Origin of the sequence: Pseudomonas qingdaonensis (assembly GCF_018398475.1) — a bacterium.
GTDB classification, from domain to species: domain Bacteria; phylum Pseudomonadota; class Gammaproteobacteria; order Pseudomonadales; family Pseudomonadaceae; genus Aquipseudomonas; species Aquipseudomonas palmensis.
The window spans coordinates 5,266,028-5,280,917 of record NZ_CP074676.1; the positions used below are offsets into that span (position 1 = coordinate 5,266,028).

Sequence of the window (14,890 nt, forward strand, 5' to 3'; positions counted from 1 at the left end):
TGAATTCAGTTGTCGCCCGGTTGAGCCAGGGCATTGTCGCGGCGGATGCGGCGCTGGTCGCCCAGGCGCCGGGTCAGGCCGATGCGATCGAAGTATTCCAGCACCTGGATGCTGCGCTTGCGCCCGATACCCAGCGCATCACGAAAAACCGTCACCTGCACCTCATCACCCGCCATGCGCAACAGCATAGCCGCCATTTGCCGCACTGTGGCCTCGGGATAGAACAGATCGCGCACCACCTGGTGCACCTGGCCCAGACGCGCCATCTTGCGCAGCAGCAGCCGTACCTCGGCTTCTTCGCTGCCGGTGGCGCGGGCCAGGTCGCGCACCCAGGGCGGATCGAAACGCGCCGCCAGCAGCAACGGTTGCACCTGTTGCCACAGCGCCGTGTCGGCCTCGTTCAGGCGCGCCTGGTGCGTGGGCAGGTGCAGCCACGGGCCACTGCTGGCAATCGCCTGCTCGCCCAGCAACTCGTCCACCAGGCTGATGAACGCCGGCCGCTCCAGTGCCAGGCTGGCGAAACGGCGCAGGCGGTCGCGGTCAGGGCCGAGCTGGTCGGGTTCGAGCTCGTGAAAACGCGCCAGTTGCGCCAGCACCCGGGCCTTGAGCGCCTGCCATTGCGTCGTGTCGAACAGCAGCGGCCCCTGCCGCGTGGCCACCACCTGCACCTGCGCATCCAGCCGCCAGTGGTTGCGCAAGCGATTGAACTGGCGCTCCAGGCGCTGTGGGTCGAGCCCGCCCGTGCCTTGCGCAAGCAGCGCCGGCAAGGCCTGTTCCAGGCTGTCGGCCGCCGCCAGTGCCTGCAGCTGCGCCAGCCGCTGCGGGCTGCGGCGCTGGCGGGCCGGGGCGAATGGATCGAGTACGCGCCCGCCGCCAAGGGTGCGCTGGGCACTCTGGTCGCGCAGCACCACGGGGTCGCCATGCACCGCCTGCACCGGCGCGTTGACCAGCAGCTGCGCGAACATGCGCGCCCCGGGCGCCAGCCGCTCGCCTTCCAGCAATGCGACGCGGGCGGTGACGTCCTGGGTGCCCAGGTGCAGGTGCACCGGGCTGAAATGCTCGAGTGCACGGGCTTCCCCGGCCAGCAGGTGCAGTTCGATATCCAGCCGCTGAGTGGGCGCATGCAGCCACTCGGCCAGCAGCCAGTCGCCGCGGTGGATATGCTCCAGCGCCAGCCGCTCGGCACTGATGTTCAGGGCCACGCGCTGCCCGGCGAAGGCCTGGGTCGCGACCTGGTTCTGCGCGTGCAGGCCGCGCACCCGCACCGGTTTGCCCGCCTTGCCCAGCAGCAGGCTGTCGCCCACCTGAACCTGCCCGGACAACGCGGTGCCCGTGACCACGATACCGGCCCCGGCCACGCTGAAGGCCCGGTCGATGGCCAGGCGAAAAGCGCCACCCTGGCTACGCGGCTGCAGGGCGTGCTGCGCGGCGAGCAATGCCCGACGCAGTGCCTCGATACCCTGGCCGCTGACACTCGACACCGCGAACTGCGCCGCCCCGGCATACGGTCCCGGCGCAAGCAGCCCGCGCACCTGGGCCTGCACCGCCTGCACCCGCGCCGGCTCGACCCGGTCGCATTTGGTGATGGCCACCAGCGCCTGCGCGATGCCCAGCAGTTCGACGATGGCCAGGTGCTCGCGGGTCTGGGGCATCACCCCGTCGTCGGCCGCCACCACCAGCAGCACCAGGTCGATACCCTGGGCGCCGGCCAGCATATTGTGGATAAACCGCTCGTGGCCCGGCACGTCGACAAAGCCGGTCAAAGGCGCATCCGCCGCCAGCGCTGCATAACGGTAGCCAAGGTCGATGGTGATGCCGCGTTCACGCTCTTCGCGCCGATGGTCGCCAGCCTGGCCGGTGAGGGCTTCGAGCAGCGCGGTCTTGCCATGGTCGATGTGCCCGGCGGTGCCGACGATCACGTGGGCAGTACCGCCAGTTGCGCCAGCTGCGCCAGCCACGCGGGTTCGTCATCCAGCTGGCGCAGGTCGAGCCACAGCGCGTCGTCGTCCAGGCGCCCGAGCACCGGGATGGGCAACGCGCGCAAGGCCGCTTCCAGCGCCAGCAGGCTGCGCCCGCGCAGGCGCTTGGACACCTGTGGGCGCATGCACAGCGCAGCACTGGGCAGGCGTGCCACCGGCTGGCTGCCGCTGCCGATCATGCCCAGTGCAGGCAGCGCGGCAACGCTCCACGACGCGCCCAACGCCTGTGCCATGCGCGGCGCCAGGCGTTCGGCCTGGGCCAGGAACTCGGCTTGCGGCCGGGTCAGCAGGCGCAGGCTGGGCAGGCGCTCGGCCAGGCGGTCGGGGTCGCGGTACAGGCCCAGCACCGCTTCCAGCGCGGCGAGGGTCAACTTGTCGACCCGCAGGGCACGCTTGAGCGGGTTCTTCTTGATGCGCGCGATCAGCGCCTTGCTGCCCACGATGATCCCGGCCTGCGGACCGCCGAGCAGCTTGTCGCCGCTGAAGGTAACGATATCGGCGCCATCGGCCAGGGCCTGACGCACCGTGGGTTCGGCGGGCAGGCCCCAGCGGGTCAGGTCGAGCAGGCTGCCGCTGCCCAGGTCTTCGAGCAGCGGCAGGCCGTGCTGGTGGGCCAGTTGCGCCAGCTCGGCGGTGGGCACATGGCTGGTGAAGCCTTCAATGCTGTAATTGCTGCAATGCACGCGCATCAGCAGGCCGCTGCGCGGGTTGATTGCCGCTTCGTAGTCGCGGGCGTGGGTGCGATTGGTGGTGCCCACCTCGTGCAGCCTGACCCCCGCGCGGGCCATGATGTCGGGGATGCGGAATGCACCACCGATCTCGATCAGTTCGCCGCGCGAAATGATGCCCTCCTTGCGCGCGCCCAGGCTGTTGAGCGCCAGCAGCACGGCGGCGGCATTGTTGTTGACCACGGTCACGGCCTCGGCGCCGGTGAGCTCGCGGATCAGGCCTTCGATCAGGTCGTCACGGTCGCCGCGCTTGCCGCTGTCCAGGTCGAACTCGAGGTTGAGGGGGTGGCGCGCGGCAAGCTGGACGGCCTCGATGGCGGCTTCGGGCAGCAGCGCGCGGCCCAGGTTGGTGTGCAGCACGGTGCCGGTGAGGTTGAACACCCGGCGGATGTGGCTGCGGTGCCGGGCGGCGAGGCGTTCGTTGGTGCGGCCGGCGAGCACCTCGGGGGCCAGTTCGGCAGCGCCGAGCTGGCCGTGGCGGGCGGGCTCGCGCAGGTCATCGAGCAGTTGGCGCAAGGTGGCGAGCACGGCGTCGCGGCCGTAGCGGTCCACCAGGGGAACGCAGGCGGGGCTGCGCAGGAGGGTGTCGATGGAGGGTAGACGGTGGGTGCACTGAGTGACGTTGGAGGACATGCAAAAACGCTCCGGCCTATGTAGGAGCCGGCCTTGCCGGCGAATGGAACACCGCGCAGGGACGGATCCCACAGTGTAGTGCGCCCTTCGCGCAAGGCCGGCCCTACAGGCCTGGGGCCAGCAACAGGTTCGGCGCCAGGCGCTGGTAGCCCTCCTGATCCAGGCGCATGTCCAGTGCCAGACTGGCCAGGTCTGCCGACAGGGCCTCCGATTGCGCATCGCTTTCAAGGTAGACCAGCTTCAGGTAACTGTGGCATTCGGGGCAGCATTCGGCCCGCAACGGCGCCTGCCCGGCGACATGGCGGTCATCCTCCAGGCTGAAGTACTGCAAGCCCTTGCTTTGCTCGCAATACACGCACTTGACCCGCACCGCGTGCCATTCACAGGCACACAACGCACACACCAGGTAGCGCAGGCCGTTGTACTTGCCGCGGTGGCGGATTACCCCCGCCATCGCCGGCGAACCACATGCCGGGCACTGCCCCAGGCTGTCGCCGGGCTTGAGTTCGACGCCGGGCATGGCCAGCAGCCAATGGCTCCACGCCGCCTGCAGCGCGGCCCCCAGAAACGGCACCAGCGCCGCCGGCACCGCGCTGTACTGCCCGCCCAGCAGTGCCAGCGCCCACACCATGCGCTGCCCTGCCCCGGCCTCGCGCAATTGCGTCTGGGCCTGATGCGCCAGCGGCGAAGACGCCTCGTAGCGTTGCAACAGGGCATCCAGCCAGCCCTGCCAGGCGCCCTCGCGCACCAGGCTGTCGGCGGCCAGGGGCGCCAGGCCGTGGGTCACGCACAGTTGCAGGCGCTGCGGGTCGGGCATGGCCGCTGCCGGCGGGTTGTCCAGCAACCCCTGCTGCACGCGGCACAACCCGGCCACGAAGCGCAGGTAGTCGCCCAGCGCATGCCCCTCGGCCAGCAGGTCGAGGCGTTCGGCACGCAGCGCAAACAGCTGAGGCGGCGGCGGGTGCAGAAACGGCGGCGAACTGGCCGACGCCTGGATCTGATCGGGTTCCATCACGGTACTCAAGGCTTGGCTCCTTTGTGCGTGTCGGGCCGCTCGTCCCGAGTGACCTCCCGGTACCATAGCGCATGGTGCTTGCGCGCCCACGCGCGGCTGACCCAGCCATGCAGCATGGCGCTGACCGAGCCCTTGATCCAGATGCCGGCATAGATGTGCACGATGATGCTCAGCACCAGCACGAAGCCGGCCAGGGCATGCAGCAGGGTGGCCAGGCGAATGGTGTCGATACCGAAGTACGCGCTGAAGTAGGCACGCCAGATCACCACGCCACTCACCAGCAGCACCAGCATGCACGCCAGCAGGGTCCAGAACAGCAGCTTCTGCCCGGCGTTGTACTTGCCCACCGGTGGTACGCCCTCCTCCTCGTTGCGGATCACCCGGTCGACCCGGCGCAGCCACTGCCGGTCGGTGGCGGTGATGAAGTTGGCCCGCCAGAAGCGCAGCACCAGCCCCAGGAACAGCACGAACATCAGCACGCCCATGAACGGGTGCAGGATGCGTGTCCACGGCCCGCCGCCGAACAGGTGGCTGAGCCAGAACAGCGCCGGGTGAAACAGCGCCAGCCCCGACAGTGCCGCCATGAAGAACAGGATCGCCACCAGCCAGTGGTTGGTGCGCTCGTTGGCGGTGTAACGCAGTATCGGCTTGTGCTTCATGGCCGTTGCTCCCCTGGTGCGGCGGGCTTGCCCGGGTCATACACATGCACCGACGGGTCGACCTGATGCACGCTGGTGTCAGGATGCTCGTCATCCTCTTCCTCGACCCGCTGCGGGCCGATGCGTACGTAGTGGAAGAACCCGGCCAGCACCGCCGCACCCATGGCCAGCAGCGCCAGCGGTTTGCTCACGCCCTTCCATAGCCCGACCAGCGGGCTGATCACCGGGTTGTCGGGCAGCCCCGCGTACACGCGCGGCGTGTCGGCGTGGTGCAGCACGTACATCACATGGGTGCCACCCACGCCGTCCGGGTCGTACAGACCGGCATGCTCGAAGCCCCGCGACTTGAGGTCGACGATGCGTTCGGCGGCGTGCTCCTGCATGTCGGTCTTGCTGCCGAACACGATGGCGCCGGTGGGACAGGTCTTCACGCAGGCCGGCTCCAGCCCCACGGCCACGCGGTCGGAACACAGGGTGCACTTGTAGGCCTTGTGATCCTTCTGCGAGATGCGCGGGATGTTGAACGGGCAGCCGGTGATGCAGTAGCCGCAGCCGATGCAGTGGTCCTGGTTGAAGTCGACGATGCCGTTGGCGTGCTTGATGATCGCCCCCGGGCTGGGACAGGCCTTGAGGCACCCGGGGTCGGCGCAGTGCATGCAGCCATCCTTGCGGATCAGCCACTCCAGGTTGCCGTCGGCGGTCTCGTGCTCGGTGAAGCGCATCAGCGTCCAGCTTTCAGCACTGAGGTCCTGCGGGTTGTCATAGGTGCCGTGGTTGTGACCCACCTCGTCGCGCAGCTCGTTCCATTCCGAACACGCCACCTGGCAGGCCTTGCAGCCGATGCACTTGGTGGTGTCGATCAGCTTGGCGACCTGCTCCTGCTGGCGCACCGAGGGGGGCAGCGTGGTGGTGGCCGAACGGGCAATGATGTCTTGGCTGGCCATCAGATTTTCTCCACGTTGACCAGGAACGACTTCGATTCCGGGGTCTGTGTATTGCCATCGCCGAGGAACGGCACCAGGGTGTTGGTCAGGTAGCCATGCCGCGTCAGCCCGGTGAAGCCCCAGTGCAGCGGGATACCGACCTGGTGCACGGTCTGGTTGTTGACCTGCAGCGGACGAATCCGCTTGGTGACGACCGCCACCGCCTCGATATGCCCACGCTTGCAACTCACCCGCACCCGGTCGCCGGCCTGGATACCCTTCTGCTGCGCCAGCACTTCACCGATCTCGACGAACTGCTCGGGCTGGGCGATGGCGTTCAGGCGCGCATGCTTGCTCCAGAAGTGAAAGTGCTCGGTCAGCCGGTAGGTGGTGGCCGCGTAGGGGTAGTCCTTGGCCTGGCCGAGGGTGTCCCACACCGAGTCGAAGATGCGTCCGGCCGGGTTGCTGGTGGCCTTCTTGTTGGTGGGGTGCAGCGGGTTGATCCCGATCGGCGTCTCGAAGGGTTCGTAGTGCTCGGGGAACGGGCCTTCGGCCATCTTGTCGACGGCGAAGAACCGGGCCACCCCTTCGGGGTTCATGATGAACGGGTTCATGCCCGCCTCGGGGGGCACGTCGGCCTTGTAGTCCGGGGTGTCGGTGCCGGTCCAGGCCTTGCCGTTCCACCATACCAGGCGTTTTTTCGGGTCCCAGGGCTGGCCTTGCGGAGTGGCCGAGGCACGGTTGTAGAGGATTCGCCGGTTCATCGGCCAGGCCCAGGCCCAGCCCAGGTTCTGCTTCATGCCATACGGGTCGCTGTTGTCGCGCCGAGCCATCTGGTTGCCCTGCTCGGTCCAGCTGCCGCAGAAGATCCAGCAGCCGGACGCGGTACTGCCATCGTCCTTGAGCTGGGCGAACCCCGACAGTTGCTGGCCGCCCTTGAGCGCGGCGCCGGTGGCATCGACCTGATCGGTCACGGCCACGCCGTTGAGCTCCCTGGCCAGCTCTTCGGGGGAGGGTTCATCGGCGACCTTGTACGGCCAGCTGAGGTTGAGCAGCGGTTCGGCAAACGCGCCACCCTCGGCGCGGTAGCGTTCACGCAGGCGCAGGAACAGGTCGCTCATGATGCGCACGTCGGTACGGGTTTCGCCCGGGCCGTCGGCGCCCTTCCAGTGCCACTGCAGCCAGCGGCTGCTGTTGACCAGCGAACCGTCCTCCTCGGCGAAGCAGGTGGTGGGCAGGCGGATGACCTCGGTGGCGATGTCGGCCGTGCTGACGTCGTTGTACGGCCCTGCGTTGCGCCAGAACTCCGAGGTTTCGGTGGCCAGCGGGTCCATCACCACCAGCCACTTGAGCTTGCTGAGCGCGGCAGTGACGCGGTTCTTGTCGGGCAGCGCAGCAATCGGGTTGAAGCCCTGGCACATATAGCCGTGCACCTCGCCCCTGCCCATCATGTCGAACATCTTGAGCACGTCGTAGCCTGGGATGTCGAGCTTGGGCAGCCAGTCGTAGCCCCAGTGGTTCTCGGCAGTGGCGTTGGCGCCATACCAGGCCTTCATCAGGCTGACATGGAACTTGCCGTAGTTCTGCCAGTACGACAGCTGCCCTGGGCGCAGCGGCTTGAGGGCGCGCTTGGCGATGTAGCCGTCGTAGTCCTGCTCGGCATCACCGGGCAGGGTCAGGTAGCCCGGCAAGGAGTTGGACAGCAGGCCCAGGTCGGTCAGGCCCTGGATGTTGGAGTGCCCGCGCAGGGCGTTGACCCCGCCACCCGGCATGCCGACGTTGCCCAGCAGCAGTTGCACCATCGCCGCGCTGCGGATGATCTGCGCGCCGATCGAATGCTGGGTCCAGCCCAGGGCATAGAGGATGGTCATGGTCTTGCCGGGGGTGGAGCAGGTGGCGATCTCTTCCCAGATCTTCTGCATGCTGGCCTGGGGCATGCCGCAGGTCATGCTGGCGAGCTCCGGGGTGTAGCGGCTGTAGTGCTGCTTCATCAGCTGGTAGACGCAGCGCGGGTCCTGCAGGGTCGGGTCGACCTTGGCGAAACCGTCTTCACCCAGTTCGTAGCCCCAGCCGGACTTGTCGGCATAGGTACGCTTGGCCGCATCGTAGCCACTGAACAGCCCGTCCTCGAAGCCGAAGCCGGCTTTGACGATGAACGACACGTCGGTGTAGTTGCGCACGTACTCGTGCTGGATCTGGTCAGTGCTGAGCAGATAGTTGATCAGGCCGCCCATGAAGGCGATGTCGCTGCCGGTGCGAATCGGCGCGTAGTAATCGGCCACCGAGGCGGTACGGGTAAACCGTGGGTCGACCACGATCAGCCGCGCCTGGTTGTGCGCCTTGGCTTCGGTCACCCATTTGAAACCGCACGGGTGCGCTTCTGCTGCGTTGCCGCCCATCACCAGGATCAGGTTCGCGTTGGCGATATCGGTCCAGTGATTGGTCATGGCACCACGGCCGTACGTCGGGGCAAGACTTGCCACCGTCGGGCCGTGTCAGACACGCGCCTGGTTGTCGAACCCCAGCATGCCCAAACTGCGAATGACCTTGTGGGTCAGGTAGCCGGCTTCGCTGGAAGCCGCCGAGGCCGCGAGGAACCCGGTGCTGAGCCAGCGGTTGACGGTCTGGCCCTGGGCGTTCTTCTCGATGAAGTTGGCGTCGCGGTCGGCCTTGACCAGCTCGGCCACGCGGTCCATGGCCTCATCCCAGCTGACGCGCGTCCACTCGTTGCTGCCCGGCTTGCGCACCTGCGGGTACTGCAAGCGGCTGGGGCTGTGGATAAAGTCCAGCAGGCCTGCACCTTTGGGGCACAGGGTGCCGCGGTTGACCGGGTGATCGGCGTCGCCTTCGACGTGGATGATGCTCTGCGCCACGTTCTTGCCCGCATCGCCCTGGCTGTACAGGATCAGGCCGCAGCCGACCGAGCAGTAGGGGCAGGTGTTGCGGGTTTCCTTGGTGCGGGCCAGCTTGAAGTGGCGTATCTGTTCGGCGAAGGCCGGCGTGGGGGCCATGCCCAGCGCCGCCAGGCTCGAACCTCCAAGGCCGATGGCGGCGACCTTGAAAAATTGCCGACGGTTGAGATCCATCGTGCACTCCTGATCAGGTGGTGGACGCGCGGAGCATTGCCGGCGTCTCGTGAACAGTCACGGTGGCGGCCACTGGGTGGTCGTCAATATTCACTCTAGCCAAGATCGGGCCAAGCACCATTAAAACGGATTATCGATGCGTGCAACGGGTGCATAATCGCCAGCCTGACCACCATCGCCAAGGGACTGCATGATGCAATTGGACAAGAACGGGTTGCCGCTGCTGGAGCAGTTTGGCGAAGAAGGTTTTGTGGACTGCGTGTTTCAGGTGCAGCACCTGATGCAGGATGACGTGCACTACCACTTTGACCTGCGTGCCGCGTTCGCCGGGTACTCGGTGGGTGTGCGGGCGCGGCTGCGGCGCGACGTGCAGCCGGGATTCGATGGCGAGATGAACGTGATACAGGCGCACTTCTACAGCGACGGGCTCGAGATCTCGTCGCTGGGCCTGGAGACCGAGCGGTTCATCGAGGCGCTGGCACAGCTGTATGAAATCGAGCTGGTCGATGGCCCCGGGGCGGTCGGCGAGCGCTTCAGCGTGATTGCGCTGCACCAGGCGGACACCGGGCTTGAAGCGGGTGCGGTGCGCCTGAAGGTGTTCGGCAACGACCGTTCGGATTCGGCGCCAGGCAGCTACTACGAAAGCTTCTTCAATGTCGACCTGCCAGCCGGTCATGTGTACTGGAACGAGAAGGACGTGGAGTATCGCGCACCGATGCTCAATGCACTGGCCGGGCTGGTGGGCCAAGGCGTGGCCGCGGCGTGAGTGCTCACGGGCCGCTTCACCTCCTGGCGGCCCGCTAGAGGTACCGCGAGGCCCGCACGTGCGCTGAACATCGCAAGCGTGTCAGGGCCACCGCCCACCGAGGTTTCCCCAGAACGCAAAACGCCCGATGCAGCGCATCGGGCGTTTGTCTTGAAGCGCGGCGTTGGCCAGGGCTCAGAACGGGATGTCGTCATCGAAGCTGTCGAAGTCGGCAGCCGGCTGCGGCGCAGGCTGTTGCGGCGCAGGGCGCTGCTGAGGGGCCTGCTGCGGACGCTGCTGAGGCGCCTGCTGACGTGGGGCCTGGTTGTAGTTGTTGCCACCCTGCTGCGAACCGTCCTGGTTCTGCGGACGACCACCCAGCAGCTGCATGGTGCCCTGCATGTCGACGATGATCTCGGTGGTGTAACGCTTGATGCCGTCCTTTTCCCACTCGCGGGTCTGCAGCTTGCCCTCGATGTACACCTGCGAACCCTTGCGCAGGTACTCGCCGGCAATCTCGGCAACCTTGCCGAACATCGACACACGGTGCCACTCGGTACGCTCGACCTTCTGGCCGGTCTGCTTGTCGGTCCACTGCTCGCTGGTGGCCAGGCTGAGGTTGGTCACCGCGTTGCCGTTGGGCAGGTGGCGAACTTCAGGGTCCTGGCCGCAAGTGCCGACCAAAATGACTTTGTTAACCCCACGGGCCATAACGTTCTCCTAGGCTTGGCACGCCGCGGGCGCCGGGTTTACCAGCAGCTCCAGGGCCGTACGATCCAAAATTTGTGTATCCAGTTTGATATAGATGGCGGCTTCCTCTGCCACCACCACTGCGTCGGTCACACCCGGCACGGCCTTGAGGCGCTCGGTCAAGCCCGCTTCGCGCATCGCTTCTGGCGACAACGGCAAGCGCAGGCTCGTCACGTAAGGTGGTTCGCGCATAGTAACAGCTATGGCCAACCAAAGGGCACAGAGGCCTGCGCACCCCAGGAAAACCACGCTCAAGCCGCCATGCTGGAACAACCAGCCACCCATGATCCCGCCCAGCGCCGCCCCCAGGAACTGGCTGGTGGAATACACCCCCATCGCCGTGCCCTTGCCACCGGCCGGCGACACCTTGCTGATCAGCGAAGGCAACGAGGCTTCGAGCAGGTTGAAGGCGGTGAAGAAGATCACCGTGCCGATCACCAGTGACTGCAGGCTGTTGCCCAGCTCCCAGAAAAACAGCTCTGTGAGCATGAGCACACTGACCGCGCCCAGCAGGACACGTTTCATCTTGCGCTTTTTTTCACCGTAGATGATGAACGGAATCATTGCGAAGAATGAAACCAGCAAGGCGGTGAGGTAGACCCACCAGTGCTCCTCTTTCGGCAACCCGCCACGCTCCACGAACGCCAGCGGCAAGGCGACGAAGCTGGCCATGAGGATGGCGTGCAGCACGAAGATGCCGACGTCCAGGCGCAGCAGGTCGGGGTGACGCAGGGTCGGCCCCAGGGCCTGCTTGGCCACGCCCGACTCGCGGTGCGCCAGCGGGCCGTTGGAGGCCGGCACCACGAAGGCGATCAGGCCGATGCCCACCACCGCCATCGCCGCGGTGGCCAGGAACAACCCCGACAGGCCGAAGGCCCGCGTTACCAGAGGCCCCACGACCATCGCCACGGCGAACGACAGGCCGATGCTCATGCCGATCATGGCCATGGCCTTGGTGCGGTGCTGTTCGCGGGTGAGGTCCGAGAGCAACGCCATGACTGCCGCGGAGATGGCGCCCGCACCCTGCAGGATGCGCCCGGCGATCACGCCCCAGATCGAGTCGGCCTGCGCTGCCAGCACGCTGCCCAGGGCAAAGATCACCAGCCCCAGGTAGATCACCGGCCGACGGCCGATGCGGTCGGAAATGACCCCGAACGGAATCTGCAATACGGCCTGGGTCAGGCCATAGGCACCGATGGCCAGGCCGATGAGCGCCGGCGTGGCGCCCGCCAGGTCCATGCCATAGGTGGCCAGTACCGGCAGCACCATGAACATGCCCAGCATACGGAAGGCGAACACCAGGGCCAGGCCGCCTGCGGCGCGGGTCTCGCTGCCGCTCATGCGTTCGCTGTGGGGATCGTGCATGGATAAACCTCGTGTGAACCGGCGGCGATTCTACCAGTCGGATCGGTTAACGGCATATACGCGACGCTTTGCCGCGTGGTGGCAGCGCGCCGTATACTCCTCCGTTTATGCCCGCCAAGCGAGGCCGCAGTGGACAAGATCCTGATACGTGGGGCACGTACCCACAACCTTAAGAACATCGACCTGACCCTGCCCCGGGACAAACTGATCGTCATCACCGGTCTGTCCGGGTCCGGCAAGTCATCGCTGGCGTTCGACACCCTCTACGCCGAAGGCCAGCGTCGCTACGTGGAATCGCTGTCGGCGTATGCCCGCCAGTTCCTGTCGATGATGGAAAAGCCAGACGTCGACACCATCGAGGGGCTGTCGCCGGCCATCTCGATCGAGCAGAAGTCGACCTCGCACAACCCGCGCTCGACCGTGGGCACCATCACCGAGATCTACGATTACCTGCGCCTGCTGTATGCCCGTGTGGGCACCCCACGCTGCCCCGACCACGACATCCCGCTCGAAGCCCAGACTGTCAGCCAGATGGTCGACCTGGTGCTGGCCCAGCCCGAGGGCAGCAAGCTGATGCTGCTGGCTCCGGTGATTCGCGAGCGCAAGGGCGAGCACCTGGCGGTGTTCGAAGAGCTGCGTGCCCAGGGCTTCGTGCGCGCCCGGGTCAACGGCAAGCTGTACGAGCTGGACGAGTTGCCCAAGCTCGACAAGCAGAAGAAGCACAGCATCGATGTGGTGGTCGACCGCTTCAAGGTGCGCGACGACCTGCAGCAGCGCCTGGCCGAATCGTTCGAGACGGCCCTTAAGCTGGCCGATGGCATCGCCCTGGTGGCGCCGATGGACGACGAGCCGGGTGAAGAGATGATCTTCTCGGCGCGCTTCGCCTGCCCGATCTGCGGCCACGCGATCAGCGAGCTGGAGCCCAAGCTGTTCTCCTTCAACAACCCGGCCGGCGCCTGCCCGACCTGCGACGGCCTGGGCGTGAAGCAGTTCTTCGACATCAAGCGCCTGGTCAACGGCGAGCTGACCCTGGCCGAGGGCGCGATTCGCGGCTGGGACCGGCGCAATGTGTATTACTTCCAGATGCTCGGCTCGCTGGCCGCGCATTACGGGTTCAGCCTGGAGGTGCCGTTCAACGAGCTGCCGGCCGACCAGCAGAAGGTGATCCTGAACGGCAGTGGCAAGCACAACGTCGACTTCAAGTACCTCAACGACCGGGGCGATATCGTCAAGCGCTCGCACCCCTTCGAGGGCATCGTGCCGAACCTGGAGCGGCGCTACCGCGAGACCGAATCGGCCACCGTGCGTGAAGAGCTGGCCAAGTTCCTCAGCACCCAGCCCTGCCCCGACTGCCGCGGCACCCGCCTGCGCCGCGAGGCGCGCCATGTGTGGGTGGGCGAGAAGACCCTGCCGGCGGTTACCAACCTGCCGATCGGCGATGCCAGCGACTACTTCGGCGGCCTCAAGCTGACCGGGCGCCGTGGCGAGATCGCCGACAAGATCCTCAAGGAAATCTGCGAACGCCTGCAGTTTCTGGTGAACGTGGGCCTGGACTACCTGACGCTGGATCGCAGCGCCGATACCCTGTCGGGCGGCGAGGCCCAGCGTATCCGCCTGGCCAGCCAGATCGGCGCCGGCCTGGTGGGGGTGATGTACATTCTCGACGAGCCATCCATCGGCCTGCACCAGCGCGACAACGATCGCCTGCTGGGCACCCTCAATCACCTGCGCGACATCGGCAACACGGTGATCGTGGTGGAGCACGACGAGGACGCCATCCGCATGGCCGACTACGTGGTGGATATCGGCCCGGGCGCGGGCGTGCATGGCGGCCAGATCGTGGCCGAGGGCACCCCGGCCGAGGTGATGGCGCACCCGGACTCGCTGACCGGCAAGTACCTGTCGGGCCGCGTGAAGATCGCCGTGCCGGCCAAGCGCACCCCGCGCAACAAGAAGCTGTCGCTCAAGCTCAAGGGCGCACGCGGCAACAACCTGCAGAACGTCGACCTGGAGATCCCGATCGGCCTGCTGACCTGCGTGACCGGCGTGTCCGGTTCGGGCAAGTCGACGCTGATCAACAACACCCTGTTCCCACTGGCGGCAACCGCGCTCAACGGTGCCAGCACGCTGGAAGCTGCGGCCCACGACAGCTGCGATGGCCTGCAGCACCTGGACAAGGTGGTGGATATCGACCAGAGCCCGATCGGGCGTACACCGCGCTCCAACCCGGCGACCTACACCGGGCTGTTCACGCCGATCCGCGAGCTGTTCAGCGGCGTGCCGGAGTCGCGCTCGCGCGGCTACGGGCCAGGGCGTTTCTCGTTCAACGTCAAGGGCGGGCGCTGCGAGGCGTGCCAGGGCGATGGCCTGATCAAGGTCGAGATGCACTTCCTGCCCGACATCTACGTGCCGTGCGACGTGTGCAAGAGCAAGCGTTACAACCGCGAAACGCTGGAGATCAAGTACAAGGGCAAGAACATCCACGAGGTGCTGGAAATGACCATCGAGGAAGCCCGCGAGTTCTTCGATGCGGTGCCGGCACTGGCGCGCAAGCTGCAGACGCTGATGGACGTGGGCCTGTCGTACATCAAGCTGGGCCAGTCGGCGACCACCCTGTCCGGTGGTGAGGCGCAGCGGGTCAAGCTGTCACGCGAGCTGTCCAAGCGCGATACGGGCAAGACGCTGTACATCCTCGATGAGCCGACCACTGGCCTGCACTTTGCCGATATCCAGCAACTGCTGGACGTGCTGCATCGCCTGCGTGACCACGGCAACACCGTGGTGGTGATCGAGCACAACCTGGACGTGATCAAGACCGCCGACTGGCTGGTGGACCTTGGGCCGGAAGGCGGCTCCAAGGGCGGACAGATCATCGCCTGCGGCACGCCGGAGGAGCTGGCCGAGATGAAGCAGTCGCACACGGGGTATTACCTCAAGCCGCTGCTGGCGCGCGACCGGGCCTGAACTGCAGGAGCCGGCCTTGCCGGCTCCTGCACAGCGGCATGCG

Annotated in this window: 10 protein-coding genes; 2 read left to right on the top strand and 8 right to left on the bottom strand. The window is 66.5% G+C overall.

Annotation, left to right across the window (positions count from 1 at the left end):
• Positions 1-5: 5 nt before the first annotated feature.
• The 6 genes from selB to fdnG all read right to left on the bottom strand — a co-directional run bounded on the left by selB (position 6) and on the right by fdnG (position 9,023).
• Entirely contained in the window at positions 6-1,919 is a 1,914-nt protein-coding gene (gene selB, locus KH389_RS24105; protein WP_213607555.1) for a selenocysteine-specific translation elongation factor, read from the bottom strand.
• Positions 1,916-3,340, bottom strand: a complete 1,425-nt coding sequence (gene selA, locus KH389_RS24110; RefSeq protein WP_213606399.1) for an L-seryl-tRNA(Sec) selenium transferase — start codon at positions 3,338-3,340, stop codon at positions 1,916-1,918. The genes selB and selA overlap by 4 nt, the downstream gene beginning before the upstream one ends.
• Positions 3,341-3,443: 103 nt before the next feature.
• The gene (fdhE, locus tag KH389_RS24115; protein WP_210014652.1) at positions 3,444-4,364 is read right to left on the bottom strand and encodes a formate dehydrogenase accessory protein FdhE; all 921 of its coding nucleotides are present in this window, start codon (positions 4,362-4,364) and stop codon (positions 3,444-3,446) included.
• Positions 4,361-5,014, bottom strand: a complete 654-nt coding sequence (locus KH389_RS24120; protein ID WP_088514373.1) for a formate dehydrogenase subunit gamma — start codon at positions 5,012-5,014, stop codon at positions 4,361-4,363. The genes fdhE and KH389_RS24120 overlap by 4 nt, the downstream gene beginning before the upstream one ends.
• Complete coding sequence (gene fdxH, locus KH389_RS24125) at positions 5,011-5,958, bottom strand: formate dehydrogenase subunit beta (protein ID WP_213606400.1); 948 nt, start codon at positions 5,956-5,958, stop codon at positions 5,011-5,013. The genes KH389_RS24120 and fdxH overlap by 4 nt, the downstream gene beginning before the upstream one ends.
• Positions 5,958-9,023 carry a formate dehydrogenase-N subunit alpha gene (gene fdnG / locus KH389_RS24130; protein ID WP_146094976.1) on the bottom strand — a complete coding sequence of 1,022 codons (3,066 nt, stop codon included), beginning with the start codon at positions 9,021-9,023 and terminating at the stop codon, positions 5,958-5,960. Before fdnG ends, fdxH begins: the two co-directional genes overlap by 1 nt.
• Before the next feature lie 193 nt (positions 9,024-9,216).
• Between fdnG and KH389_RS24135 the strand changes: the two genes are divergently transcribed.
• Entirely contained in the window at positions 9,217-9,789 is a 573-nt protein-coding gene (locus KH389_RS24135; RefSeq protein WP_100634175.1) for a hypothetical protein, read from the top strand.
• 174 nt (positions 9,790-9,963) lie between these two features.
• Here KH389_RS24135 and KH389_RS24140 read toward each other — a convergent pair whose 3' ends face one another.
• Positions 9,964-10,479: a single-stranded DNA-binding protein gene (locus tag KH389_RS24140; RefSeq protein ID WP_043861918.1), complete on the bottom strand. Its 516-nt coding sequence runs from the start codon at positions 10,477-10,479 to the stop codon at positions 9,964-9,966.
• Between the two features lie 9 nt (positions 10,480-10,488).
• Entirely contained in the window at positions 10,489-11,883 is a 1,395-nt protein-coding gene (locus tag KH389_RS24145) for an MFS transporter (RefSeq protein ID WP_054916437.1), read from the bottom strand.
• 129 nt (positions 11,884-12,012) lie between these two features.
• Between KH389_RS24145 and uvrA the strand changes: the two genes are divergently transcribed.
• Positions 12,013-14,847 (top strand): excinuclease ABC subunit UvrA, encoded by a 2,835-nt coding sequence (gene uvrA / locus KH389_RS24150; protein ID WP_043861920.1) that lies wholly within the window; start codon positions 12,013-12,015, stop codon positions 14,845-14,847.
• Positions 14,848-14,890: the final 43 nt, after the last annotated feature.

Excerpts from the sequence above, each read along its gene's own strand:
- selA (WP_213606399.1), bottom strand. The coding sequence starts at position 3,340 with ATGTCCTCCAACGTCACTCAGTGCACCCACCGTCTACCCTCCATCGAC.
- KH389_RS24120 (WP_088514373.1), bottom strand. The coding sequence starts at position 5,014 with ATGAAGCACAAGCCGATACTGCGTTACACCGCCAACGAGCGCACCAAC.
- fdxH (WP_213606400.1), bottom strand. The coding sequence starts at position 5,958 with ATGGCCAGCCAAGACATCATTGCCCGTTCGGCCACCACCACGCTGCCC.
- KH389_RS24135 (WP_100634175.1), top strand. The coding sequence starts at position 9,217 with ATGCAATTGGACAAGAACGGGTTGCCGCTGCTGGAGCAGTTTGGCGAA.
- KH389_RS24140 (WP_043861918.1), bottom strand. The coding sequence starts at position 10,479 with ATGGCCCGTGGGGTTAACAAAGTCATTTTGGTCGGCACTTGCGGCCAG.
- KH389_RS24145 (WP_054916437.1), bottom strand. The coding sequence starts at position 11,883 with ATGCACGATCCCCACAGCGAACGCATGAGCGGCAGCGAGACCCGCGCC.